Annotated in this window: 24 protein-coding genes; 8 read left to right on the forward strand and 16 right to left on the reverse strand. The window is 60.0% G+C overall.

Translation table 11 applies throughout. The features are described from left to right. Positions 1-479: 479 nt before the first annotated feature. Both JQ611_RS13995 and JQ611_RS14000 read left to right on the forward strand, forming a co-directional pair. Complete coding sequence (locus JQ611_RS13995) at positions 480-884, forward strand: host attachment protein (protein ID WP_212266620.1); 405 nt, start codon at positions 480-482, stop codon at positions 882-884. Between the two features lie 296 nt (positions 885-1,180). Next, positions 1,181-1,519, forward strand: coding sequence for a hypothetical protein (locus JQ611_RS14000; protein ID WP_212389870.1), 339 nt, complete (start codon positions 1,181-1,183; stop codon positions 1,517-1,519). Between the two features lie 47 nt (positions 1,520-1,566). Here the strand turns inward: JQ611_RS14000 and JQ611_RS14005 are convergent, their stop codons facing one another. Then, positions 1,567-2,160 (reverse strand): hypothetical protein, encoded by a 594-nt coding sequence (locus JQ611_RS14005; protein ID WP_212465763.1) that lies wholly within the window; start codon positions 2,158-2,160, stop codon positions 1,567-1,569. 405 nt (positions 2,161-2,565) lie between these two features. Then, positions 2,566-2,928, reverse strand: a complete 363-nt coding sequence (locus JQ611_RS14010) for a nuclear transport factor 2 family protein (protein ID WP_212266614.1) — start codon at positions 2,926-2,928, stop codon at positions 2,566-2,568. Between the two features lie 334 nt (positions 2,929-3,262). Between JQ611_RS14010 and JQ611_RS14015 the strand changes: the two genes are divergently transcribed. After that, the gene (locus JQ611_RS14015; protein ID WP_212465764.1) at positions 3,263-3,454 is read left to right on the forward strand and encodes a hypothetical protein; all 192 of its coding nucleotides are present in this window, start codon (positions 3,263-3,265) and stop codon (positions 3,452-3,454) included. A gap of 143 nt (positions 3,455-3,597) precedes the next feature. On the opposite strand, the gene JQ611_RS14020 is transcribed toward JQ611_RS14015, so the two are convergent. Continuing rightward, positions 3,598-4,065 carry a hypothetical protein gene (locus JQ611_RS14020; RefSeq protein WP_212465765.1) on the reverse strand — a complete coding sequence of 156 codons (468 nt, stop codon included), beginning with the start codon at positions 4,063-4,065 and terminating at the stop codon, positions 3,598-3,600. Positions 4,066-4,425: 360 nt separating this feature from the next. After that, a complete protein-coding gene (locus JQ611_RS14025; RefSeq protein ID WP_212465766.1) occupies positions 4,426-5,475 on the reverse strand; it encodes an alpha/beta fold hydrolase in 1,050 nt (349 codons plus the stop codon). Between the two features lie 1,297 nt (positions 5,476-6,772). On the opposite strand from JQ611_RS14025, the gene JQ611_RS14030 reads away from it, so the two are divergent. Then, positions 6,773-7,573 (forward strand): response regulator transcription factor, encoded by an 801-nt coding sequence (locus JQ611_RS14030; RefSeq protein WP_312011957.1) that lies wholly within the window; start codon positions 6,773-6,775, stop codon positions 7,571-7,573. 13 nt (positions 7,574-7,586) lie between these two features. Here JQ611_RS14030 and JQ611_RS14035 read toward each other — a convergent pair whose 3' ends face one another. The 4 genes from JQ611_RS14035 to JQ611_RS43020 form a co-directional block, all read right to left on the reverse strand. Then, positions 7,587-9,008, reverse strand: a complete 1,422-nt coding sequence (locus tag JQ611_RS14035; protein WP_212266682.1) for an HlyD family type I secretion periplasmic adaptor subunit — start codon at positions 9,006-9,008, stop codon at positions 7,587-7,589. Next, positions 9,005-10,786 (reverse strand): type I secretion system permease/ATPase, encoded by a 1,782-nt coding sequence (locus JQ611_RS14040; protein ID WP_212465767.1) that lies wholly within the window; start codon positions 10,784-10,786, stop codon positions 9,005-9,007. The genes JQ611_RS14035 and JQ611_RS14040 overlap by 4 nt, the downstream gene beginning before the upstream one ends. Before the next feature lie 135 nt (positions 10,787-10,921). Next, positions 10,922-11,389 (reverse strand): hypothetical protein, encoded by a 468-nt coding sequence (locus JQ611_RS14045; RefSeq protein WP_212389875.1) that lies wholly within the window; start codon positions 11,387-11,389, stop codon positions 10,922-10,924. Between the two features lie 279 nt (positions 11,390-11,668). Next, a complete protein-coding gene (locus tag JQ611_RS43020; RefSeq protein ID WP_212465768.1) occupies positions 11,669-13,138 on the reverse strand; it encodes a hypothetical protein in 1,470 nt (489 codons plus the stop codon). 324 nt (positions 13,139-13,462) lie between these two features. Between JQ611_RS43020 and JQ611_RS14055 the strand changes: the two genes are divergently transcribed. Together JQ611_RS14055 and JQ611_RS14060 are read left to right on the forward strand one after the other, a co-directional pair. Next, positions 13,463-13,726, forward strand: a complete 264-nt coding sequence (locus JQ611_RS14055) for an antibiotic biosynthesis monooxygenase (RefSeq protein ID WP_212389877.1) — start codon at positions 13,463-13,465, stop codon at positions 13,724-13,726. 160 nt (positions 13,727-13,886) lie between these two features. Continuing rightward, positions 13,887-14,390 carry a hypothetical protein gene (locus tag JQ611_RS14060; protein WP_212465769.1) on the forward strand — a complete coding sequence of 168 codons (504 nt, stop codon included), beginning with the start codon at positions 13,887-13,889 and terminating at the stop codon, positions 14,388-14,390. A 135-nt stretch (positions 14,391-14,525) separates the two neighbouring features. Here JQ611_RS14060 and JQ611_RS14065 read toward each other — a convergent pair whose 3' ends face one another. The 6 genes from JQ611_RS14065 to JQ611_RS14090 form a co-directional block, all read right to left on the reverse strand. Continuing rightward, entirely contained in the window at positions 14,526-15,515 is a 990-nt protein-coding gene (locus JQ611_RS14065) for an ABC transporter substrate-binding protein (protein WP_212465770.1), read from the reverse strand. Positions 15,516-15,672: 157 nt separating this feature from the next. Beyond that, positions 15,673-16,662, reverse strand: a complete 990-nt coding sequence (locus JQ611_RS14070) for an LLM class flavin-dependent oxidoreductase (protein WP_212465771.1) — start codon at positions 16,660-16,662, stop codon at positions 15,673-15,675. A 382-nt stretch (positions 16,663-17,044) separates the two neighbouring features. Beyond that, complete coding sequence (locus JQ611_RS14075) at positions 17,045-17,284, reverse strand: PilZ domain-containing protein (protein ID WP_212389881.1); 240 nt, start codon at positions 17,282-17,284, stop codon at positions 17,045-17,047. A gap of 502 nt (positions 17,285-17,786) precedes the next feature. Next, positions 17,787-19,238 (reverse strand): glycogen synthase GlgA, encoded by a 1,452-nt coding sequence (gene glgA, locus JQ611_RS14080; RefSeq protein ID WP_212465772.1) that lies wholly within the window; start codon positions 19,236-19,238, stop codon positions 17,787-17,789. Beyond that, on the reverse strand, positions 19,235-20,494 hold the full coding sequence (glgC, locus tag JQ611_RS14085) for a glucose-1-phosphate adenylyltransferase (protein WP_212465773.1): 1,260 nt from the start codon (positions 20,492-20,494) through the stop codon (positions 19,235-19,237). The genes glgA and glgC overlap by 4 nt, the downstream gene beginning before the upstream one ends. Before the next feature lie 275 nt (positions 20,495-20,769). Continuing rightward, on the reverse strand, positions 20,770-21,912 hold the full coding sequence (locus tag JQ611_RS14090; protein WP_212465774.1) for a serine hydrolase: 1,143 nt from the start codon (positions 21,910-21,912) through the stop codon (positions 20,770-20,772). A gap of 167 nt (positions 21,913-22,079) precedes the next feature. Between JQ611_RS14090 and JQ611_RS14095 the strand changes: the two genes are divergently transcribed. Beyond that, entirely contained in the window at positions 22,080-22,223 is a 144-nt protein-coding gene (locus tag JQ611_RS14095) for a hypothetical protein (RefSeq protein ID WP_212266582.1), read from the forward strand. A 211-nt stretch (positions 22,224-22,434) separates the two neighbouring features. Here the strand turns inward: JQ611_RS14095 and JQ611_RS14100 are convergent, their stop codons facing one another. Together JQ611_RS14100 and JQ611_RS14105 are read right to left on the reverse strand one after the other, a co-directional pair. Then, on the reverse strand, positions 22,435-22,698 hold the full coding sequence (locus JQ611_RS14100; RefSeq protein WP_212465775.1) for an NAD-binding protein: 264 nt from the start codon (positions 22,696-22,698) through the stop codon (positions 22,435-22,437). Continuing rightward, on the reverse strand, positions 22,625-22,927 hold the full coding sequence (locus JQ611_RS14105) for a hypothetical protein (RefSeq protein ID WP_212266680.1): 303 nt from the start codon (positions 22,925-22,927) through the stop codon (positions 22,625-22,627). The genes JQ611_RS14100 and JQ611_RS14105 overlap by 74 nt, the downstream gene beginning before the upstream one ends. Positions 22,928-23,117: 190 nt before the next feature. Between JQ611_RS14105 and JQ611_RS14110 the strand changes: the two genes are divergently transcribed. Beyond that, complete coding sequence (locus JQ611_RS14110; protein ID WP_212465776.1) at positions 23,118-23,396, forward strand: hypothetical protein; 279 nt, start codon at positions 23,118-23,120, stop codon at positions 23,394-23,396. Positions 23,397-23,582 lie beyond the last annotated feature (186 nt).

Here is a 23,582-nt window from a genome sequence, read left to right on the forward strand (position 1 = left end):
CGCAAACCAGCGTCCACCGCAACCCGTCCAACGTCCGTGACGACGGCCGACGCCCTTCTGAGTAGGACGGGATGGGCAGATATATGCCCCTGATTTGTATTCTGGTAAACAGAAATATTTTTTATTTCAGGACTTGACACGAATTCCGATAATCGGAACTGATTTGCCCGTCGGGCCAATTTGTCGCATCGCGACCTTCCTCCCCGTCGGTCTTCCGGGGCTGCGCAGTCACGCCCGGAAGCCATAGACGGATCGCATTGGACCATGTCACGCTTACTGCCCCCACCACCGCGAAGGTGATCGTTAAACGGAAGTTGCGCAGTACTTTGCCGCCAGCAGATACAGTCGAAAAGCGACCGGACACCCCGCAAATAGTTCGTTCGTGCGAACCGTGCCATTACCGGGCCGGAACCAAGCGCGCCCTGATCGATTGACGTGAAGCCTGCATCTCAGTGCATTCCTCACACTCTGGAGATTTCATGTTGCTTCCCAAGGGAACAATCGTGGCCGTCGCCGACGGAGAAAAGTTCAACCTCTTTAGCAATACCGGCGATGAAGCCAGCCCAGCGCTGACGGCGATGCCTGAATCGGAGATCGAAAACGTAAACAAGGGGTCCGGCGCGGGCCATCAGAGCAGTTCCGCCAATCCTGACGAAAGCCAGGCCGCGGAAGACGGCTTCGCCGGCGGAATAGCGGGTTTACTCAACAAACGGGTTCTGGATGGCGAAATTTCGGATCTCATAATCATCGCCGCCCCGCGCACCCTCGGCGAGCTTCGCAAGAGCTATCATAAAAAGCTGTCGGAGGTTCTTCGCGGCGAGATCTCGAAGGACCTTACCGGTCATGCGGTGCACGATATCGAAAAGACGATCGCCGCGGCCTAGAGTCTTATCGGTTAGGATTGAATGAGAACCGAAGCTCCAGACTGTTGTCTTGGACGCGTTTTCTACCGCAGATAAGTTTACGCAATCTGCGTAAACTTGATTGCTCTGCGAAGCGGTATCCACCCCGGATCAAGTCCGAGGGCATGCTTCGCTCGAAAACGCGACAGCGGTGGGCATCCACGGTGCCGCTCACGGGTCTCTGACACGAATCCGCGGTGACGGCGCAACTTCCCCCTGGCCAGCAGCGGCGACATCCCGGCACTTGTTCGTATTGAAACTTCATGTTGGAGACCAAAATGCGCGTTGGAAAAATTGCAATCTCTCTCGCGACATTGTTTATCGGCATTTCCGTCGAAAATGTATCAGCTCAAGTTGCGAACCCCGAACTGGAGGCGTGCCGGTCGACGGGTTTAATTGCACTGAGAGAGCGCAATCCCGGCATCAAGGACGTGACTCTCGACGTTGACGGAATGACGGTTGCAAAGGCCAATACGAAGGTCGAGGACACGCCCATCAAAACCATTGTTATTGGCGATGCCTATCTCGAAAAAGGCAAGCAGGACACGCGCCGAACCTTTCTCTGCCTGATCGGCGAAAAGGGCAAAGTCTTACTGACGTTTTTTACGGACAAATAGGCGGACGAGCTTGAGGAGCCGCCCACGCGTTCAAGCGTTCGTGGCGTCTAGTTGCCGAACATCACCAGGCGCGAAGTGGCGTCACCACCAAAAGCCATGACCGGGGCTTCTTCGTGCTCTCGTGGTTCCAGTCGCTGTTTCGCCCGGGCAGCCTCGCGCCTGGATTTGCGTTCGGCGTAGCGTTTGCGGCGTTCACGCACTTCGGCTTCAGCCTTCTTCGCGTCTGGCTTCTCAATGCGTTTTTCCGGCTGCGTTGCCTGCACCGGCTCGGGTGCCGAGTCCACCACCGGAGCCTGTTGCGATGTCTGTTGGGGCGGCTGCGGCGGCTGGGCCGCCTCGGCCGTGGTAGGCAGGATGACCCTGACGGCGGACGGCAGTTCCGCGATCGTACGTGCCTGGTAGCCGGAGCGTTCCTTGAGCGCCGAGTTAGCCATCAGGAGTCCGCTGCCAAAGCCAACTCCCAGGATGACAAAAGTAGTTCCCACCCCTGCGAAAAAAATGCGCGCGCTAGATGCCATGACCGTGTCTCCAAGAATGCACGTCAACACCGTGATCTCGAGATAGGTTCCGAGCCGGGAAAAATAGGTAACCGGCGTTTCCTTTGCCTCCGCTATCCTTACCCGCTCGTAGTGCTTGTGCACGACTCGCGGCGCAATTCAGAACGTGGCTTCCCATGTTGAGATCAATGACTCTCGCTGTATACCAATCCTCTACTTCAATAGCGGAGAAGGCGTGCTTGAGGTTTGCGCCTCGTTCGAGCATGCTGATGCAGTGTCCGAAAAAGCTTGTCGTCGCGATGATGAGCAGCGCTGCCGAGCATTATAAAAAGCCCTGCCGAGCGGGTGCTCGGCAGGGATCACGCAGAGAAGTCGACGGACGGCAAGAGGGGACTTGGTGGCCCATCGAGGGTCTGCGAGCGTATTAGCGTCGGCACTAACGTCCCGGATTGCCACTTGTTCCCGGCAGGATACTCTCTGGAAAGTCTGTCGCTTAATCGCCGTCCGCTTTGAACCTGATAGCGATCATCGACGGTTCGCGAACGTCGGTTATGCCGACAGACGTCGGTCCACCGGCCCGCAGTGGGTGCGCTCAATCTTGCCTGACGGGCTGAAACGAAAATGCGCCCGCACCAGACTGGCTTTGTTGTTCCGATAATCGACCCAAATGCCGTCTTCCGTCACCGTGAGATCGTCGAGGGTAAAGGCAGTCGGGAGCAGATTTTGAAGTTTGCCGGTCCAGTAAGCCGACAACGGCTCTCGCCCGGTCAGGCGCGCACCCTCACAATCGCATTCAAGAGTGGCGCGCTCGTCGTAGAGATCGAGCAACGCGTCGAGGTCGCCTGATCGACATGCGTCGAGCCAGTCAATAACAACGGCCAGCGGATCGAAGTCATCAGGGGCAAGCGACATAACGGTCCCATCACAAGCAGTCTGCCGCCCCAGGCGCTGAATAGGCAGTCGATGATGAATGCACCTTGAACGGCCCAAGCCTCGCACCCCGTAAAAACACGGTGCCCCTCCTCATGCGAAGTCTTCACTGTGCCGCGAAGGTGAGTCGTGTTTGTGCGTGCGCGCACGCAGGAGAAGCGATGACTGGCTGATGCCGCTCTTGCCAAAAGCAGACTGCGCCCAACGCAAGGCTTGTTCCCCAGGGAACAGCGCGGCGCGGCAGACGGGGGCATTGTGCGGCTCACCGATGAAACGGAGCGATGATCGCCCCGGTCGGACACGAAGGAGCAAACCGATGACCAGCCATACCGGACTTCTGAACGACACCGAGCTTGCGAACGCTTCAGGTGGCGTCACTTCCCTGATCGGCACCAGCACCATTGCGCATCCGCACATTCCCCGGAATCACGACCTGCTGACGCCGCAGCAGATCGCAAAGCTGCTTTCGTTCAACGGCGGCTTCAGCCCCCCGATCCCCCGCAGCTGATTTCAGCAAGCCGAGAGCTGAATTGCCTGATCTCGCCTCCCTTGGCCAAGGAGGCGAGATCTTTCCTTGCCCACAGATGACGGGGGGTTGCGGGGCGCCTACAAGCCCATCGAGAAGTTGGCTGCCGCGACCGCACCCGCTCCTCACTTCGCGGCAGCCTGCTTCTTGTCGCGCGGCAGGAATGGCTTGAGCGGTCGCTTGATCGCGCCCGCGCAGGCACGGGTTACGGTCTTGCCGCCGTCGCTCCAGGTCTGCGTGCCCTTCAGCCCGGCGCTGCGCCGCACGAAGCTGCCGCTGTATTTCGCCTGGTACTCGCGGCTGCCGCTCTTCCAGGTGCCCTGAAGATCGATCTTCTGGCCGTCTATTTTTCCGGTGCCCTGCTCGGCGGTGGCCTCGACGGCGGCGTTGCGCAGCCGCACCACATGCGTGTAGCGCGCGGTGCTGCCGCTGATCGTAACCTCGATGGCCTCGCGCATCTTGTCGCTGGTAAACGGCAGCTTGTCGCATACCATGGTGCCGCGATAGGTGGCGTCGAGCACTTCCGCCGCGACGGGCGTGCCCATCGCCGCCATCATTGCCGCCGCCAGCACCGCATGTTCCAGCCGCACCATTGCCGCCCCCTTTGTCTCGTTGCCGCCACCGAGCAGTCTTCCGCCGCTTCATTCAATCCGCATCGTACTGCTCAACCGGGGACGTCGATAGGGGTTGAACTCAGCTTCGCAGCAGCAGCGTGGCGGCTGACCGAGACCTGGGATGGGTGAAAAAACCTGACCTCCCAGGGAGGTCCGTACCTGGCGCAAGGCGGACATTCCATACACTGAACATGTTCGCCAAGAGCCAGATGCAGACGAACGCATCGCAGCAAAAAACTGATCAGTTTGCAATTGCAGTGACGGTATCGGACTTCCATGACCCCACGACCAGCTTCAAGCCGAGCGCACTCAAGCATTTGCACGGGATGACCCCCGGGCTCATTCAGCTTGCTTCATCCAGCGCACAATCCCGGGCCAATACTCCTCAAGCGTGCGCCTCCCCATGAACAGACTTAGATGGCCGCACGGGGCGACCGCGTGGCGCAGAGATTCCGCCGGCGTTCCCACGAGCCGTTCCACTGCAAGCAATTGTTCCGGGGCGACCACTTCGTCGGCGCTCCCGGCCAGAAGATACATCGGAAGCAGCAGCCGCGAGAGGTCGATCTCTTTTCCCAGGGCGACGAAATTTCCGCTGGCGAGCGCGTTGCATTTGTACAGTTTCTCGACAACTTCGAGATAGTATTTTCCGGGAACGTCGATCGTCCAGGAATTCCAGTTCTTGAAGATGGCTTCGAGTCGGGTGAATTCCGGCGAGCCGATCGGCTGCACGGTCTGCAGAGAGTTGCGGATATCGTTCGGATCAGTCTCGTTCCCCCAGAACGGCGCGACGTTGCGGCCGATAACGAGACCATCACCTGACTTGACCAGGCTCTCAAACACGAACCGTGGGGTCGCCTCGGCGATAACAGACAAACCGGATTGCCGCGCGGCAATATCAACCGGCGCGCCGGCCATCACAAGCTTGCGTACCTTGGCCGGGAAGCGTCCCGCATAGACCAGGGATAACCAGCCGCCCTGGCAAAGCCCCACGAGATCGACCAGGCCGCCGAGATGATCGACAAGGACATTGAGATCGGCAAGATATTCGTCGATTCCGAGAAATCGCATGTCAGCGCTGGCAGAGCGCCAATCGGCCATGAACAGCCGTTCAATTCCAGCGCCATGGAGGGCAGCAACGAGACTGTGGCCGGCTGCAAGGTCGGCGATAGCGGCTCCATGCAGCGCGAGCGGTGGGCACAGCAGGGTGGGAACGCCGCTTCCGCCGACAGTAAAGTCACGAAGCCGGACGGCATGCAGCTCCAGCGCGATCGTGCTTGGCGTGGCTCCTTCCGGCTCCTGCGCAGGATTGGCGCCACCAGCGTCGGCTGAGAATCCAAGAAGCTGCGCGGCGACGGACGAGGCGGTTTCAGCGGCCGATGCAGCGACCATCGCAGGCCAGAAGAACGCCGCATAAGGGAATTGATCGCCTGGATACCGATCCATTTGATTGATGTCCGGTGCGCCCCCACGCGATAGCCTAGCACTTTTCGCTGGGCATCGAGCCGGGAAATGGCGCAACCGGGCTCAGCTATTGGCCATGGCTGCTCCTGGCGCAGAGCGGGACAGCGGGACATTCACCGAAAAGGCTGACGAAGCAACCGCCACCTGCGAGCGGCTACGCGGCCGATCGCGCAACGGTCCAACAAAGTAAACCGGGCAGCCGGTCAGATTTGAATTGAGCGGACAGATCCGTCAGGCAATCGACCGCTCGGCGGTGCGTCAACGTTAACCATGCGGGAGGGTGATTTCGCACGGGATGCACGCTTAATGAGCGCTTAACGCTTTTGCGCAACAGATAGCTCCTCAGCAGTAAAATCAAGAAGTTGCGGCAAGAGTGCAATGGGAATTCCGCCCTCGAGGAGGGGAATTGCATGGGACTGCTTTTCATTGGCGTACTGGCTGGACTCCTGATCGGCTATGGGCTTGGCCCGTCGCAGGCAAGCCTCCGGGAGTGCGCGCCACAAGGCTGCCTCGAAGGACCCCCGACCGGTCCGCCGATGGCGCAGAAGTCAGCGGCGCCCAAGCCATATCCCGCAACAGCTGGAGCGAAATCCGCTGCGGCCAAGTCCAGGAAACCATCATCGGCCGGGTCGCGCGGACGGGCTCAAATCGTCAAGACCGCACACGCGCCATCGACGACCCCGGCCTCGCCAAGCTATCGATCCGCCGAACGCCCGGATCCCGTCCTGGCCAAGGCAAAGATCTCAGTCGCCGCAAAGATGGACGATCCGGCATCCGCCGAATTTGGCGACATGAAGCGGGCCGTCAGACTGAATATGTGGGGGCGTCCGGTGGACACCATCTGCGGTCACGTCAGAGGGAAGAATGCGTCCGGTTCAGATACCGGAGACAGGCCGTTTCTATATCTCGTGAAGGAGGATGATGCATACGTCGTTGCTGGCAAGGCAGACTCAGCGGCGGCGATCGCGTATCGTAACATCTGCAACTAAGGCATGATCCGGGATTGCGGATACCGGTTCTATCATGCTCAATCAGAAGCCAGAATGCGCGCGGTGCGATGAAATCGCATCGTGCCCGGCAGTGAAGTTGTGTGGAAAGAATTTCCTCCTGCAACTGTAGCGTCGTGGATATCCCTGAGATCTCTGAGCACCGATTGCTGAATCGGGCATCTCTCATGGACACGGCGCCACGCGATTATGATCGGTGGAGATTTGGAATCAGTGGGGTGGCCCAACAGCTTTTTGAATTCGGGGTTATTATGGACCAAGTCGTCAACCACGCTGAACGGCTCAATGGATCGCCGCAAATGCCGGCCCTGGTGATCATCGAGCCTCTCACGTTAACGCGTACCTGCATTCTAAGCATTCTCCGGCGGGAATTGCCGGGGTTCGAAATCGTCGAAATGGCGACCACGGACGGTCTGGATTTCGTGTCGGGACGAGATGTTTGCCTGGTGGCGCTGAGTACCGGGGACAAGTCCATCGCCGATCCATCCGTCGAGGACGATCTTGCTCTCCTCGTGGACTACTGCCCCAATGCCTCCATCGCGCTCTTGTCGAACCGTGACGACGAGGCCACGGCATTGGCCGCAATGCACAGGGGAGTACGGGGCTTCTTCCCGACCTCGATCCCGGTCGAGGTCGCGGTTGCCGGCCTGCGTCTTGTTCTCGCCGGCGGGGTCTACAGACCACTTCCGATCATCGCGCAAAATGGGACGACAGCGCCGGAATTGCTCTCTGCTGCCGAGTTGCCGTCGGGGTACCTGGCCGCCGACGCTGCGAAAGACGTGGCAGAAAAACACCTGATCGATTTCACGCCTCGCGAGCAACACGTGCTTGCGGAACTGGAACTCGGTCTTCCGAACAAGCTGATTGCGGCTAAACTGAATCTTTCGGAAAACACCGTTAAAATGCATATTCATCATATCATGCGGAAGTGTGCCGCTCGCAACCGCACTGAGGCGGTGCTCCGCTGGAGCGGCCGGCTGTCGGGCCATGAACGCGATACCAGCCCAGGCGCATCTTGAGGCAGATCGTAGCTCAATCTTCCTTGAACGCGCCGTTGAAGCTGTCGAGCAGGGGCCTCAGGGCGTAGAGTGCCACGGTGCTGCGCCCGGTTGTGATGAACACCTGTGCCGGCATTCCGGGGATGATCCGGATGTCTTGCTCGGCGATCCGCGCATCCTGCACGCGAATTTTGGTTGCGTAGTAGGGCTGCTCGGTACGCTTGTCGACGAGGCGATCGGCGGATACGTGCGTCACTGTCCCACTGAGACGCGGTGCGCGGCGCTGATTGTAGGGCAGCAGGTGCACGTCGGCATTCAGTCCTGGATGAACCACATCGATGTCCTCGGGCCTGATGCGCGCGGTCACGATGAGGCGATCCTGCCGGGGCACCATATCCATAAGCGGGGCACCAGCCCCGATCACGCCGCCGGGGGTATGAATCCGGAGGTCGGTTACCACGCCGTCCTCGGGAGCCTTGACCTCGGTTCGCGACAGCTGGTCCTCGGCCGCCCGCAATCGCTCGCGTAGCTGAAACATCTGATTTTGTGCCTCGCGCAGCGACTGCGCGATTTCGTTTTGCCGGTCGCTCTCGAGCTTGAGCAGCGTCGCCTGCGATTCGCTAATGACCTGCTCGGCGCGCGAAATATGCGCGGCGATCTCGCCCCGCCGCCCCTGTATTTCAGCCACTTCCCGTTCGAGGTTCAGAAGGCGCGGCCGCCGTTCGAGCCCCTTGCTGACGAGGGTGGCCACCATGTCCAGTTCCTCGCGGGCGATTGCCGCCCGCTGCGCGACGGCGGTTTCCTGCGCCTTGAGGCCCAGGATTTCCTTGTCGACCTGGAGGCTTTTCTCCCGGACGACGGCGAGCTGAGACCGGAAGACCTGCCGGCGCGTTTCAAAGATGTTTCGCTGCGCGGTGAGGACATCTGCGGCCGATGAATTCTCTTTCCCCGCAGTCGCCATCCTGGCCGGAAACGACACATGCTCTTGCCCTTGCATCTCGGCCTGGAGCCTTGCTTCACGTGCCGTTGCGTCCCACAATTGGCCCTGAAGGCTCTGCACCTCGGCGCGGGCCCTGGTGTCGTCCAGCCAGATCAGCACCTGACCGGCGCGCACCGCGTCGCCGTCGGCAACCAGAATCTCCCTGACGATGCCGCCCTCAAGGTGCTGAATCGTCTTCCGGCTCGATTCCGTTTCCACGACGCCGGAAGCGATCGCGGCACTCTCGAGTGGCGCAAAGCCCGACCAGATTCCCAGGCCCAGCACAAAGCAGACGACCAGCAGATTGCCTGCCCAGGTGAAGCCGCGGAGTGCGGCGCGAGGTGAAGCTGGCGTCGGGGCCGTCCACCATGCAAACTCCAGAGGCTCGATATCGTCGATCGCGGTAATCACGACCTTGGTTCGCCGCTCCGGGACGAGGGAAGACGAGTGCGGCGGCTTGTCTGGAACGTCGGTCACGGGACAACTCGCTGCGGTGACACGTTGGCGGCTGCGGGCGTACTCTCGGGCAACGTGACCTGTGATGTGACTTGCGGTCGGCTCAAATACCTCTCGAAAATCTCCTCGCTTTCGCCACATGCCGTGACCGCGCCGCCCTGCATGATGGCAATTCTGTTCGTGGCCGCGAGAATACCCATTCGATGGGTGATGATGATCACCGTGATGTTGGCTTTCTTCAGCTGCTCGATGGCATCGAACAGCACGCGCTCGCCTACGTAATCGAGGCTGGCGTTCGGCTCGTCGAGCACGACAAGGCGCGGGTCATCGAAGAAAGCCCGCGCAAGGCCGAGACGCTGGCGATACCCGCGCGAAAAAGCACAGCCGCCGCCGGGAATGACGGTGTCATACCCCTGTGGCAGCCCCACGATGGTGTCATGGATTCCGGCGAGCTTCGCGGCTGCGATGACTTTCTGCGGATCGCTATCATCCAGCCCTGCGATGACATCCGTTATCGTCTCCCCAAACAGGTTGATGTCCTGCGGCAGATATCCGAGGTGACGATCGCCCCCTCCCTCACGCAAGACCGATACGTCGACGTTGTCGAGCAGGACGCGCCCCTGAGTTGGCGTCGAGATTCCGGCAATGATCTGGCCGAGCATTGATTTGCCGGAGCCGGACGGACCGATAATGCCAAGGCATTCACCAGGCGCGAGGCTGAACGAGACTTCTCTCAGCAGGAATACGCCGGAGCCTGGCAGTGCCACGCCGACATTGTCGACGACGAGACGGCCCCGGTTCGACGCAATGCCCGCGCTCTCCGGGACAGCGGGGATGACGACAAGGACGTCCGTGAGCCGCCGATAGGCGCTCAAGGCCGTCGCGAAAGCTTTCCAGCCAGCAATGGCACCCTCGACGGGTGCGAGCGCGCGGCTGAACAGCAGTGTCGAGGCAAAGATAATGGCGGGGCTTCTGTTGTAGTCGAGCACCAGCCACGCGGCGGCTCCCATGATCAGGACCTGCGACAATGCGCGTGCCGGCTTTGCGACAAGCATGATGATCTCGTATCGCCGCTGGGCCTCGTCGTGCTCGCTTCGCGCGTCCTGCGCGGCCTGGCAGATCAGGCGCGCGGCGCGGTCGCGCATCCCCATGGCCTGGATCAATTGAACATTATCGACAGCCGTCGCGAACCGGCTATGGCTTCTGGCCCAGGCAGTTCCGGACCTGGCCTGCGCATCCTCGGTGAGGACATCGCCGACCAGAGCGAGGCCGAACAGGAAGAGCACGCTGCAGGCTCCTATCACTCCCAGCAAAGGATGTACGAGAAAAAGCACGCTTAGAAACAAAGGTACCCAGAGCGCGTCGAACAGAATCGGGCATGCATTGGATTCGACGAACTGACGCAGAACAGTGAGATCCCGATACGCCTGCGATGCCTGCGCCGGGTTGCCGCGGTTGGCGCATTCGAGGCTGGCCGAGAGCACGGAGGGACGAAGGCGATCTTCGAGCCATGCCCCGAGCCGCCCCAACACGGCGCGGCGCAGCGCGTCAAGTACGCCACCAACCACAACGGTGAGCGCGACGATCAGGGTGAGCATCAGAAGCGTGTGGCCGCTCCGGCTCGACAAAACCCGATCATAGATCTGAAGCAGGTAGATGGACGGAGCGAAGAGCAGCAAATTGTAGCTGCAACTGTACGCGAACACGATGCCAAGCGTGCTGGCGCAGGCCCAGAGCGCCGCCTGCAGCCTTGTCTGTGGCTGTGCTGCGAGGTGTAATCGGAGGGGCGGCATCAGCATTGTCGTCACCGCCAGAGCCCTGAGGATTCGACCTTCTCGTTCCACCGTCAGTCCGGCGTGGCGCCGCATTGATCGGCGGCGAGTCGTGGACCGGCGGCCGCTGCCGCCGGTCTTGCCAGTCGGACAAGCTGCCGATCAGAAGGTATCGAATTCAAAGTGGACGTCTCCACCCAGCGCGATGTTGCCGTTTCCACCGTCGCCGCCGATACCAGCCACCACTTCCTGATGCATGTCCGCCTTCAGCGAGTTTGACTGCTGCGCCGTCGTGTTGGCGTATACCTTGGAGGTATTATGGCCGCTGTCGGAGTCCTGGTTTCCGTTCGACGTGGCCTTTCCTCCCTCGGCCTTCGCAAACCACGAAGCCTTTCCGTTTGCGCCCCCGGCATCCCATCCCGCCTTTTGATTGACGTGATCGCCGGTTTTCACGTCCACGCTGGCACCGCTCGCCTTGTTGTATGGATCGAAGCTGATGCTCGGTTGGTTGACGATTTTTCCCGAGAAGCTGCCGTCGCCGCCATTTCCGGCGTTGTTGCCCCCGGTGTTGATCGATTTGAACTCGATGGAGTCGGAAACGTTGATCAGTCCCTTTGCCTTGGCCATCATGTCAGCCTCCGTCCTGTGTTTAATTTCACGCACCATCCGTCCGGATCAGGATAGCGGATGTGTCAACAAGTCTGATCCCCACTTGCATGAGCCGGATAGATGGCAAATGGAGTGCCATCCTGTTCGGTAGGCGTTACACACGAAAGGATTACATGCCTTTTACATGCCTTGGCGCCTCTCGATGGCGACGCAGCATGGCGAAGCTGCGAGCGCGCCTGGTCGATCAGCGGGACGCGAGCGGCTTCGGCCTCACCATCGGAGCGGCAGCGAATTCTCGCCCTATCCTATCAAATGAAGTTCAGACAGAAGATGCGTGGCGACATCACCACCCAGCGCAAGATTGCCGTGGCCGCCGTACCCGCCGATTCCTGCGATCTGGACCGCGCTCTGGTCGAGCATCACGTTGTTGATCTGGTCGGCTTGGGCCGTCGAATTGGGGCCAGCGATCGCAATGTTGATCGGCGCATAAATCGCGATGCTGACATCGATCATGCTGCCCGTGAAATGGCCGCTGCCACCGTTGCCGGCAGTGTTGTCCCCGGTTGCGATGGCATTGGAGCCACCTCCGAAGCCGGAGAAGACGTTTCCGCCCGCTGCGGCATTGCCGTTGCCCCCATTTCCTCCGAGGCCGGCCATCTGAAAGGAGAATTGATCCAGCTGCACGTTGTTCGCCTGGAAGGCATGCGCGCTGGAATTATACCCGGCCACCGCAATGTTGACCGGGTTATATATCGCGAAGGATGCGTGGACGAGGCCTCCATAGAAGTAACCGTCGCCGCCATTGCCCGCATGGTTGTCGCCAGTATGTATCAGCCAGTCAGTCCCGCCGCTGCCCGATCCGGAAGTGTGTCCGAGCATCGATACGTTGCCGCCGCCTGCCGCATTTCCGTTACCGCCATTGCCACCGACACCTGCGATCTGGACGGCGGATTGATCGATCACAACCGTATTGGACTGAGTAGCCTCGGCCGTCCCTCCAGCACCGGCGATGGCAATATTTACGGGATGGTAGATAACGACGGGAGCGTTCACCAGGCTCCCGAAGAAGTAGCCGTCGCCGCCATTGCCGGCGCCATTGCCGCCGGTCGCGATCAGGTCGGCGCCAGAAGAAGAACTGCCGACGTTTCCCCCCGATGCGGCGTTGCCATTGCCGCCGTTTCCCCCGACGCCGGCGATCTGAACGGCTGATTGATCGATACTCACATTGTTGGTTTGTTCAGCGTGGGCGCTGGAGCCATATCCGACCGCCACCGCGATGTTGATCGGCTGATAAATGAGGAAGGAGGCGTGGATGATGCCTCCATAAAAATATCCATCTCCGCCGTTGCCCGCCTGATTGGCCCCGCTCTGGATCGTGGTGGAATCAAGCCAGCCATAGCCTGGGCCAGAACCAGAATTGAGGGCTGATACCTCTGCGCCAGTCGTCGCGCTGCCGCCTCCATCGTTGCGGCCCGTCTGGCCGGCGTGTTGATCGGCGTGCACCGCATTGGACTGGGCATCGGCCTTGCTTTGAATACCTCCGTGTTCTGCATCAAGCCAATCAGAACGCGCGACAGGCGGGTGCATCTCCGCACCGAAGAAGGAGCCATAGCCGCCGTCGCCAGCGCCATTGTAACGGGTGCCGATCGCGAAATTCAGTGAAGGATCCAGCCATGCCACGTCTCGAACGTCGTGGCCGTCGTACCCGTCATGATGAGGGGGCTGCTGATGATGCAGCCGGATTCCGTCGGACATCTGCCAAAAATTCATGGTCGCCTCCCTCGTCGCAATCGCACTGCACAACTCGACGGGACTCTCCCGACCCAAGGAAGGAATGTCGCCCTGCGCCAGTCAAAAGCCGAGTCGCCAATTCGGATTGCAGCGCTTCGGGTGATAGACGTCATAACGGCTACACTCTTTCGGGCGGAGGGCCCGCTCCAATCGCGGCGCGCGTCGTTGCTGATCGAAGCGCCATATCGACCCGCAATTGCGGTGCAGCAGGCCATCCATTAGACGCCAGGTACAAAAACGCTTACGATCTTGACCGGCGACCGGTGCAGCCGTTCGCTGGAAAACAACATGCGGGAGGGACCGATGGCTTCGATGATTATCCATCACAGAGTCCGCGACTACGCAGCATGGCGTCCGGGCTATGACGCCCACGAATCGAGCCGGACCGCGGCTGGAGTCACTCACTGCCGCGTCTACCGCAACGCGGAAGACCCTAATGACCTTGTGATCGTAGCCAACGTGTCAGACCTGGCCAAGGCGCGCGCCTGGACGGCGAGTGATGATTTGAAGGCTGCGATGCAAAAGGCCGGTGTGATGGGCGCGCCCACCATTCATCTGATCGGCTGATACTTGATCGGCTGATACTCTCGGTAAGGCGACATCGGCGGGCGGTTAACCCTGTCGGCAAACATCCTGCACGTGGGTGAGGTTCCTGCGTGGTCCGCCGCCAAGTTGCCCCATTAGATCGGAGAATTTGCACCGGCACTATCATGGCCGGAGAAGCATCATGTTGAGAATGGTGTTGTTGGGCCTCCTCATCCCATTGGGCATAGGAGCACTTGCGGCAATGGAACTCAGAACTCCGCCGCGTACTGCAGTAGCGGTCGTTCAGCCCCCTGCCGAAACAACCGTCGGCATTTCCGATTCACATGGTGCGTTGGCGAAGGCTGATAAGCTTGAAGTTAACTATGCGAAAGCCGAGACGCCAGCGCAGCCTGCTCTGGTCAACGAACGCGTTTCTCCCTCGCCGCCTCCGGAAGCCACCTTCATATGGCCTTCGGAGGCCCCGAGGATTAACCGCCACCGGCACGATACCAAATCAAAGAAGGTCACTACCGCTGCCCTTCCCAAGCCGAAGCCAAAGGCCACCAATATCAGGCGAACTACCGATATCAGGCGAACTGCCAATTCCGAGCGTTCGAAAGCCGCCGCCAGCGAGCCCCTGCACTGTCGGCTGAGCGCGTTTGGTGGCTTGCGCAAGGCCTTGAATACAGCCGGCTGCGAAATCTAGTTCAGCAAGCTGCAATCTCCAGCCCCGGCCGCCTGCTTGTTGTCGCACGGCAGGAATGGCTTGAGCGGCCGCTTGTTCGCCCACGCAGGCACGGGTGACACGGTCTTTCGCCGCCAACCACCGTTGCATGTAAGTCTATTCGATCACATGGTCGGCGCGAGCAACCAGTGTTGGCGGCACGGTGAGACCGAGCGCCTGCGCGGCCTTCAGGTTAATGACCAACTCGAGTTTGGTTGGCTGCTCAACGGGCAGGTCGGCAGGCTTGGTGCCCTTGAGTATCTTATCCACGTAGCTGGCAGCGCGCCGAAACAAACCATCCAGGCTCGGTCCGTAGGACATAAGGCCGCCGGCATCTACCAGCTCTCTGAATGTGTAGATGACCGACAGCCGGTTCTTGGCAGCGAGGTCCACGAGGCGTCGTCGCTCGCCAAGCAGCATGCCGCTTACGAGTACAGTCAGCGCATCCGCCCGCGCGCCGGTGATTTCCGAAAACGCTTTGTCGATATCGGCGGGACCTCGCGCCTCCACGAATTGAAGCTGGATCCCGAGCGCCCGCGCGGCCGCTGCCGCTGCCTGCAGCATTTCCTTCTCCGTGCGTTCGCCGAAGGCGCCTGGCTGCCAGAGGACGGCGACGCGACTGACCCGCGGGACGGCCTGCGTGAGATATTCCAGACACTTGCCGACAAGGTCTGCGTTGAGGTTAGACAACCCCGTGACATTGCCGCCCGGTCGCGCAAGGCTGGTGACCAACCCGGTCGCAACCGGATCGGGAACCGTCGCGAAGACGATGGGAATAACCGCGGTCGCTTGCTTGGCGGCCTGAGCGGCCGCCGTGCTTGAGGCCACAATGACATCCACCTTGAGCGCGACCAGTTCGGCCGCAAGGGCCGGGAGCGGCTCGAGCTTTCCCTGGGCATCCCGGTATTCGATCAAGACGTTACGTCCCTCGACGTAACCGAGGTCACGCAGTCCTTGACGGAAAGCTTCAAGCAGGCCGTGGTTGATTAGATTGGTCGCAAGGTAGCCTATTCTCGCAATCCTGGCCGCCTGCTGGGCGTCCGCAGCAAACGGCCAAGCCACACCCGAAGCTCCGACCAGCAGTGTCATGAAATCACGGCGCCGCATGTCGTGCCCCAGATGCTGGAGACGGCATGTTAGCGGTTGAGACGAGTGCTTTGATAGGATGAAATCCGACTCATTGCTGCAATATGAGATTCCGGCGGGCTTCCGAGTTGGATCAAGAATCAAACCGTGCCCGGAAAAACCGGCAACAATGTATCATTCAGCCCGCGATCCCCGCGGCGCCGGCGATCAGTTCGAAGGAACGCAGCCGCTTGGCGTGATCGTAGACATCGGACACGATCATGAGTTCGTCGGCGCCGGTTTCCGTAACGAGCGCATCGATGCCGGCGCGAACCGTATCGGGCGAACCGATGATGGAGCGCGCGAGCATGCCCATCGCCTGTTTCTTTTCCGCCGGAGACCAATAGCTCTCGATGTCGTCGATCGGAGGCTGGCTGAGGCCGCGCGCGCCGCGGAAGATGTTGGTAAAGGACATCTGCTGCGTCGTCGCCAGCCGGCGCGCTTCGTCATCGCTGCCGGCGGCGATGATGTTGACGCCGACCATCGCGTAGGGACGATCGAGCTGCTCGGACGGCTTGAAGCGGCTGCGGTAGATCTGCAGCGCGGGTATGAGGAGCTCGGGCGCAAAGTGCGAGGCGAAGGCATAGGGAAGCCCGAGTTCGCCCGCCAGCATCGCGCCGAAATTGCTCGATCCCAGAATCCATAGCGGCACTTCCGTTCCAGCCGCCGGCACCGCCTGGATGCGCTGGTTGGGACCGGCCGGCGCCAGGAAGGCCTGCACCTCCAGAACGTCCTGCGGAAAATTTTCGGCGGCTTCAGGCGTGCGGCGCAAGGCGCGCAGCGTGAGCTGGTCGGTGCCGGGGGCGCGGCCGAGCCCAAGGTCGATGCGGCCGGGAAACAGCCGCGCCAGCGTGCCGAACTGCTCGGCGATGACGTAGGGCGCATGGTTCGGGAGCATGATCCCGCCCGCGCCGACCCGGATGGTCTTGGTTCCCGCGGCGATATGCCCGATCACGACCGACGTCGCCGCGCTCGCGATGCCGGCCATGTTGTGATGCTCCGCCACCCAGATGCGGCGATAGCCCCAGGCCTCGGCATGAACCGCAACATCGCGGGCGTTATAGAGCGCGCCGCGCGCATCGGTCTCTTCGGTGACGCGGACGAGATCGAGGATAGACAGTGCAGTCATGAAAACTCCCGAACGAAACCACTTGAAATGACGCCGCCCAAGCTACAAGGCCGCATGCTTGCTAGTCCGAAACGGCAGGCTTCATCCGATTCTTCTGCCCCCATATGGATATTGTCACCGCGGGGGTCAATCTGCTGAAATCGAATGGCGACCAACCGACAGCGCCGGGCGCGTCGCTGCGCCGACCGCTATCGGCCGCGCGAAGCGGTCATTTGGCAAACCGGCGATGTTCGCTATGTGCGAACCTTTCCGTAAGACGGCAGTGACAACGCTTTGCGTGCTCAGGCAATTTCTGCATTCGTAGACATCGTGCATCACGCCTGTCGTATGTGGGCCACAGGAATGCGGAGCCGGAGCTTCCAGCTATCACGGCCGGATTGCACTAATCGAATGCAACGCCAATCCGGTATTCTTTGCGCCAAACAACGCGGCACCGCAGCTTCAGTCTGTCTTCAGGAATTATTAATGTGAATTCTCTGGGCACTCGAACCAGATCAGATATCTCGATCGCTGCCCCAGTTGCCGAGATGTCGCGAATTACGCAGCCGATCTTATCGCCGCCGTGTTCTATCTTCGCGGGCTTCGTAACACGATAGCGGGGCGCAATACGAGTTTCGACCATAACCGGTCTCCCCGGTTGAAAGAACACAAGTCGGAAAATGAGTTAGTTTAGAAACTGATCTTTGAATTCGGATATTCCTGGCTCGTCGGGATCTCGCGCGCCGCATCGCGCAGTTCTCAAATCATGTTGACCGCTTCGGCAGATGCGGTGCCGGCGGCAGTCGTGTTTTGCGCTTCAGTACTTTCTGCGGAAACCTTCAACAGGCCCGAAATTCTCACTAATGGAAGCATTGATCGCGTCCCGCGACGAGATCAGCGAGAGCCGCCCCAGAAGGCGAACTAGACGAAGATCCGCCCACTACGGCATTCCGTCCAAGGATTCTAAACATAACCTTGAAGTATTGCGGGTTCCTTAAGCGACGCCCGTGACAGAACTCGCCGGCGGCGGCGGCATCGTTCGTCGCGAACGCTCATCCACAGGTTCGCAGTGCCGCTTGGCATCAAAACGGGCGTCATCTGTACGACCGCTTCTGGCGCAAAGCGGCCGCTCAGCAAATGCGGTGCTATTGATTCCGGCGGGCCGCGACGACATCGCGATACAGGGCGGCGTAGCGGCTCGCCCGACTGCGCCATGATACATCCGTCGACAAGCCATTGTACTGCAACCTTCGCCAGCCTTGCTGGTCGTGCCACAGGATATTGGCTCGTTGCAGCGCGCCAGCGAGGGCGTCGGCCGTGACGGGCCCAAACTTCAAGCCGGTTGCTGCGCCACCTGCCTCACCTACGTCAATGACGGTATCCGAAAGGCCGCCGACCTGCGATACGATCGGAACAGCGCCATATCGCAAGGCGCAAAGCTGGGTCAGGCCGCATGGTTCGAAGCGCGACGGCACGACGAGGGCGTCGGCGCCGGCTTGAATGAGATGGGCGACAGCTTCGTCGTAGCCGATCAGAACCGCTATCCGGCCCGGGTGCGCTTTTGCGGCGGCCTGATAAGCATGCTGGAGATCCGCCTCTCCGCTCCCGAGCAAGACGAGTTGCATCCCCTCCCCGAGGATGGTCGGCAGGTTCTCGAGGAGGATATCCAGTCCCTTTTGCCAGGACAGCCGGCTCACCACGCCGAGCAGCAGTGCGTTTGAGGATGGATCAAGACCAAACCGGCGCTGCAGGGCCAGTTTATTTGCCGCACGGGGATCCAGCTCGTTCGCGCTGAAACGCGCGGCGATGTCGGGGTCGGTCTCCGGGTTCCAGACCGACATATCGATGCCGTTGAGGATGCCGCTCAGGACCTGCGACCGTTCGCGCAGCAACCCACCCAGCCCCATACCTCCCTCATCTGTCTGAATCTCGCGCGCATAGGTCGGCGAAACCGTCGTGATGCGATCGGAGAATTGCAGGCCCGCTTTCAGGAAGCTGATCTCACCATAATATTCGACGCCGTGAATCGAGAAAGACTCGGGCGGCAAGCCGAACACACTGAGCATGTGATGCGGAAACTTGCCCTGGTAGGCCAGATTGTGGACCGTCATCACGGTGGCGGGCCGGCGCTGATGGGCAAGGTGCAAATAGGCAGGCGCGAGGCCAGCCTGCCAGTCATGGGCATGCACCACATCAGGCACGAACGACGGAATGGCGCCCTGGCCGATTTCGGACGCCATCTTCGAAAGCGCGGCAAAGCGCACGCCGTTATCAGGCCAGTCCTTGCCATCAGGGGTGACGTAGGGGTTGCCGGGCCGCGCAAAGAGATGCGGCGCGTCGAGCACGAGCAAGTTGAGGTTGCCATGCACGCGACCGAGCAGGCGGGCCGGTCCGCCAAAAAACTCCGGCACATGAAGGAACTCCTCCGCGACCGTCAGCCCTTTGATGACGTCGGGATATCCCGGCACCAGGGTCCGCGTTTCGATGCCATACGCCTGTAGCGCGGTCGGGAGCGCGCCGACGACGTCGGCAAGACCTCCTGTCTTGACCATCGGATAGATTTCAGAGGCGACCGCAAGGACGCGAAGCTCCGTCATGCATCAAGCCTGTCGATCATCGGCTGCGTGATCAGCGTGATACCCTGCGCCGTGGTTCGAAACCGTTTCGCATCGAATTCGGGATCTTCGCCGACCACGAGACCTTCCGGGATTCGAACGCCGCGATCGATCACGACATTCTTCAACCGCGCATGCCGGCCCACATTCACATAAGGCATGACGACGGCATTTTCCATGTTTGCATAGGAATTGACGTGCACCCCGGTGAACAGCAGGGAGCGGCGCAATGCGGCGCCGGATATGATGCATCCTCCGGAGACCAGCGAAGTCACCGCCTGTCCGCGCCGGTCCTCCTCATCGTGAACAAACTTGGCGGGCGGCGTGATCTCGGCATGGGTCCAGATCGGCCATGCACGGTCGTAAATATCGAGTTCGGGTAAAACGTCGGTGAGGTCGATGTTGGCGGCCCAGTAGGCATCGACTGTTCCGACGTCCCGCCAATAGCTCCGTGGATCGCCGTCGGACCTGACGCAGGAGGTCGAGAATTGGTGCGCCACCGCCCGGCCGTTCTTGACGAGGTAGGGAATCAGGTCCTTGCCGAAATCATGGCTCGAATTCGGGTCGTTCGCGTCGCGCCGCAACTCGTCGAACAGGAATTTCGAATCGAATACATAGATCCCCATGCTGGCCAATGATTTGTCGGGCTTGCCGGGCATCGGCGGCGGATCGGCCGGCTTCTCGAGAAAGGATTTCACGATGCCATTGTCGTCCACGTCCATGATCCCGAAGCCGCTGGATTCCGCACGCGGCATTTCCAGGCAGCCGATGGTGACGTCCGCGCGTTGCTCGACATGCTGCTTCAGCATGCGCTCGTAGTCCATCTTGTAGATGTGATCTCCGGCGAGCAGCACGATGAATCTGGCGTCGTGCGACTCGATGATGTCGATGTTCTGATAAACCGCGTCCGCCGTTCCGAGGTACCAGTTCGTCTCCGAGACGCGCTGGCTCGCCGGCAGGATATCGAAGCTCTCGTTGCGCTCCGGTCGAAAGAAGTTCCAGCCCATTTGCAGGTGCCTGATCAGGCTGTGGGCCTTGTATTGGGTTGCAACCGCGATCCGGCGAATTCCGGAATTCACCGCGTTGGAGAGGGCAAAATCGATGATGCGCGATTTTCCGCCGAAATAGACCGCCGGCTTGGCGCGCCTGTCGGTCAGCTCCAGGAGCCGGCTTCCCCGACCGCCCGCAAGAACGAAGGCGAGCGCATGGCGTGAAAGCGGTTCATTGACGATGGCCATTTTTGTCCTCCCTGGGAACCACAACGCATGCCCCCGACACCTTCTCTTGTCCGGAAGGCAGGGTCGAGGGCCACGGAACCGATAGTAGCGGGACGATTGGTTGATCGGAAAGTGGTATGTAAAACGGCCGAGTTTTGAAGTTTGTTCCGTCCACGGAAGGCGGTGGTTCGCTGTTCCACCGGGCCGAACGGCTGCGGCTGGCTGCAATGAACGCACATGCGCACACGAAATGAAGGCATCACCGACCGGAGCGTATTACGGTCTGGGCCCATTTCTCATGGATGCCAGTCAGCCACCGAACGCACCATATGCCATCCCAGCATATCAAGAGCGGCGGTCATGTCCCGGAATTTGGGCCGCGTGTTGGTAAACGCGGACCAGCAAAAATCACTATTTGTTCGTACAGAAAGGGTTTCTGTTCCAGGCAACGAACCGCCATGCCACCAATTATTGGCCGAATTAACGAACAGGCCTTTGGCATAACGGGGATTTGCGGCGGTAGGGGTGCTCATTGTGCGGAGCGTGTCGTCGGTCAGCAGTTGTTTCGTAGTCTTGAACCCATCGATATGAACGAAGAATGTTGTCATCTCGCTCGGTGTCGCAATCCAACCACCGTGAGAATCCATTCGGGCGACGTTCATCCCGTAAGGATCGCCCCCAGCCGGACTATAGTATTTTACCTCGTTGATCGCCCGGTCCACCAATCTGTTTCCGGCAATCTGCATTTCGGTTATTCCACAGCGCTTTAGAATGTTTTCCTTGATGAATTGTTCGTAGGTCTGACCAGTAAGTTTTTCAATCACGCGCCCAAGTATGCAGTAGCCGAAACTGGAATAGGCAAAGGATGTCCCTGGAGGGATGGCAAGAGGCATTTGCTTCAATGTCCAGGTAATTAATTCCCGATGGTTCAGTTCCTTGTTCAAGAACATTGGATCGCGAGCATCGTTTTTCCAGCCACCGGTGGTGTGAGTTAACAGATGCTCAATTGTAATTCGTGTTTCAGATCCATCGGCCGACCACGGGTAATCATCACCAAAAATGGAATTTGGTCCAAAAATGCGCTGATCCAGCTGCAATTTTCCTGCTTCGATGAGTGTGAAAATTCCGGTGGACGTAATCGGCTTCGATATGCTCGCTACGCGAAATCGATGTTGCGGCGTTAATGCTTCGCCAGTGTCACGATCTGCAACGCCGAACGCCTCAACGTAGGCAGGCTTTCCCTTGATTGCGATCGCAATCGAGAGACCCGGAACCTCATAGGTTTCCATGAAAGCGGCGGCCAACCGAGCCAATCTCTTGCGCTCATCCGGCGTCGGTGCCGAGGCGGGCTCCTGAGGAAGAGCCGGGGACGATCCGTGGACCATTCCTGCAGCACAAAGTAACGAAGTCTGAAGCAACCGTCTGCGTGAAATGGACATCGCGGCCTTTCTCAACTGAGAGCGATATCCCTAGCGTAGATTGTTTTTTTGTATTTTGCACCTGGTCCCAGAACGGCGTGAAGTGTTTAGGGTCAAGAAGGACCAGAGGGAACGTCTGCTGCTGGCGCGCCCAGCGGGCATTCGTTGCAAGCCATCAAGAACGCATCATGAATCGCAATGGCGAGAAGTTCGGCGCGCGGCGCGATAAAAAGAAAAAGGCCGGCGGGCATTACGCCGCCGACCTTGTCTTGCAACTGCCGGCTCGGGGGTCCGGTTCCGTTGCTTTGCATTTCGTCGTGCTGGATTGGTAGCGCGACGCGTCGGCGGACACCATTGCACGCGGGTATGGTTCGGCCGTCCCGAGGTAGCCTCCCCCTACGCAATTGGGATGGAGCGGGCTATCCCTTGGTTTAGGGCGCATATCGTGCGACCGGCTGACATCGTCATTTCCGGTGGGTTCGCCTCGCCGCTGGTTCTGGAATAACCGCTCCTGACGCCAAATGGCCGTTCGGCGCTGACCCGTTACGGGCCGCCCGCCTTCAACACTTCGAACACCGCGGCCGTATCCTGATCGCCCAATCCCATCGCCATGGCCTGTGTGTAAACCGGTTGCGTCATCGCAAAGAGCGGCGTTTCACAGCCGACCTCGCTGGCGAACTCCGCGATAATAGCCATGTCCTTTTTCCAGGTCGAGATCCGCATCGTTGCCGGTTCATAGAGGCGGCTTGCCATCATCGGGGCCCGCATCTGAAACATCCGCGAACCGCCCGCGCCGGGAGCGATCATCTATGAAGCCTACGCGCTCCGGCTCCTTGCCGAGCTTGGACTGAGTGACCCCTCCCCCCTCGACGAGAGCGAAACCAATTTTCACGAAGCCCTCCGAAAGGCCGAGGCGTTCGATCTGCGCCCCCTGGCGGCTCAATGTCACCTCGGGCTCGGAAAACGCTACAGATCGGCCGGCCAGAGCGGAAGCGCCGAGCAGCATCTCAATGCGGCCGCAGCCCTGTTCCAGCAACTTGGCATGCAATTCTGGCTGGAGCAGACGCAGTCGCAGCTTGCTTCATTGTCCTAGTCCAAGGTCGAAGAGAAGTGCCGGAAAAGGAAGACGCCATATCCAGCGCAAACCCCCTTGCGAGGGATTTGTTGACGGTTCGGTAATCTTCTGCATTCAAGATTCGGGCAGTTAGTTGCGTTGGAGTACCGCTTTGGAAAATCTTGACGAGCTGCGCGATCTCGCAGCGGACGTTCGCACATTCATTGAAAGTTCAAAAAACCCGGCCGCCGCATTGAGGGATGTGGTCGCGGCCTATGATGTTGTTTTGGGTATCTTCCCCTCGGAAGAGGGAATGGGCCTGCACGTCGTCAAGGGCAGCAGTTTGCTTGACCGCCTCGCTACCCTTCAGTCGAATGCCCTCTATAGTCACACCGCTATTGCCGTGCATAACCGGGAACAGGCGGTAGAGCTTCAAGCACTGGTGGCTTAAAGGCGCCCCTGGCGGGGGCGTTTTCGTGTCAGTTATCCTTTTCCTCTTTCAATTCCTTGAGATCATTCAAACTGCTTTTGACGTGCGCCGCATCGTAAGGATCCGTCGCTCCGACCTAAACGCATCATGTCCTAGCGGCGCTTCGCAGCCTTGGCTTCCGGGGCTGCTTCGCAGCCTTGGCTTCCG

This window comes from Bradyrhizobium sp. AUGA SZCCT0182 (assembly GCF_018130185.1).
GTDB lineage: Bacteria > Pseudomonadota > Alphaproteobacteria > Rhizobiales > Xanthobacteraceae > Bradyrhizobium.

Excerpts from the sequence above, each read along its gene's own strand:
- JQ611_RS14070 (WP_212465771.1), bottom strand. The coding sequence starts at position 16,662 with ATGACTGCACTGTCTATCCTCGATCTCGTCCGCGTCACCGAAGAGACC.
- JQ611_RS14100 (WP_212465775.1), bottom strand. The coding sequence starts at position 22,698 with ATGATCGCTCCCGGCGCGGGCGGTTCGCGGATGTTTCAGATGCGGGCC.
- JQ611_RS14075 (WP_212389881.1), bottom strand. The coding sequence starts at position 17,284 with ATGGTCGAAACTCGTATTGCGCCCCGCTATCGTGTTACGAAGCCCGCG.
- JQ611_RS14000 (WP_212389870.1), top strand. The coding sequence starts at position 1,181 with ATGCGCGTTGGAAAAATTGCAATCTCTCTCGCGACATTGTTTATCGGC.
- JQ611_RS14060 (WP_212465769.1), top strand. The coding sequence starts at position 13,887 with ATGTTGAGAATGGTGTTGTTGGGCCTCCTCATCCCATTGGGCATAGGA.
- JQ611_RS14025 (WP_212465766.1), bottom strand. The coding sequence starts at position 5,475 with ATGGTCGCTGCATCGGCCGCTGAAACCGCCTCGTCCGTCGCCGCGCAG.
- JQ611_RS14090 (WP_212465774.1), bottom strand. The coding sequence starts at position 21,912 with ATGTCCATTTCACGCAGACGGTTGCTTCAGACTTCGTTACTTTGTGCT.
- JQ611_RS14020 (WP_212465765.1), bottom strand. The coding sequence starts at position 4,065 with ATGGTGCGGCTGGAACATGCGGTGCTGGCGGCGGCAATGATGGCGGCG.
- JQ611_RS14015 (WP_212465764.1), top strand. The coding sequence starts at position 3,263 with ATGACCAGCCATACCGGACTTCTGAACGACACCGAGCTTGCGAACGCT.
- JQ611_RS43020 (WP_212465768.1), bottom strand. The coding sequence starts at position 13,138 with ATGAATTTTTGGCAGATGTCCGACGGAATCCGGCTGCATCATCAGCAG.
- glgA (WP_212465772.1), bottom strand. The coding sequence starts at position 19,238 with ATGACGGAGCTTCGCGTCCTTGCGGTCGCCTCTGAAATCTATCCGATG.
- JQ611_RS14055 (WP_212389877.1), top strand. The coding sequence starts at position 13,463 with ATGGCTTCGATGATTATCCATCACAGAGTCCGCGACTACGCAGCATGG.
- JQ611_RS14040 (WP_212465767.1), bottom strand. The coding sequence starts at position 10,786 with ATGCTGATGCCGCCCCTCCGATTACACCTCGCAGCACAGCCACAGACA.
- glgC (WP_212465773.1), bottom strand. The coding sequence starts at position 20,494 with ATGGCCATCGTCAATGAACCGCTTTCACGCCATGCGCTCGCCTTCGTT.
- JQ611_RS14045 (WP_212389875.1), bottom strand. The coding sequence starts at position 11,389 with ATGATGGCCAAGGCAAAGGGACTGATCAACGTTTCCGACTCCATCGAG.
- JQ611_RS14010 (WP_212266614.1), bottom strand. The coding sequence starts at position 2,928 with ATGTCGCTTGCCCCTGATGACTTCGATCCGCTGGCCGTTGTTATTGAC.
- JQ611_RS13995 (WP_212266620.1), top strand. The coding sequence starts at position 480 with ATGTTGCTTCCCAAGGGAACAATCGTGGCCGTCGCCGACGGAGAAAAG.
- JQ611_RS14065 (WP_212465770.1), bottom strand. The coding sequence starts at position 15,515 with ATGCGGCGCCGTGATTTCATGACACTGCTGGTCGGAGCTTCGGGTGTG.
- JQ611_RS14095 (WP_212266582.1), top strand. The coding sequence starts at position 22,080 with ATGAATCGCAATGGCGAGAAGTTCGGCGCGCGGCGCGATAAAAAGAAA.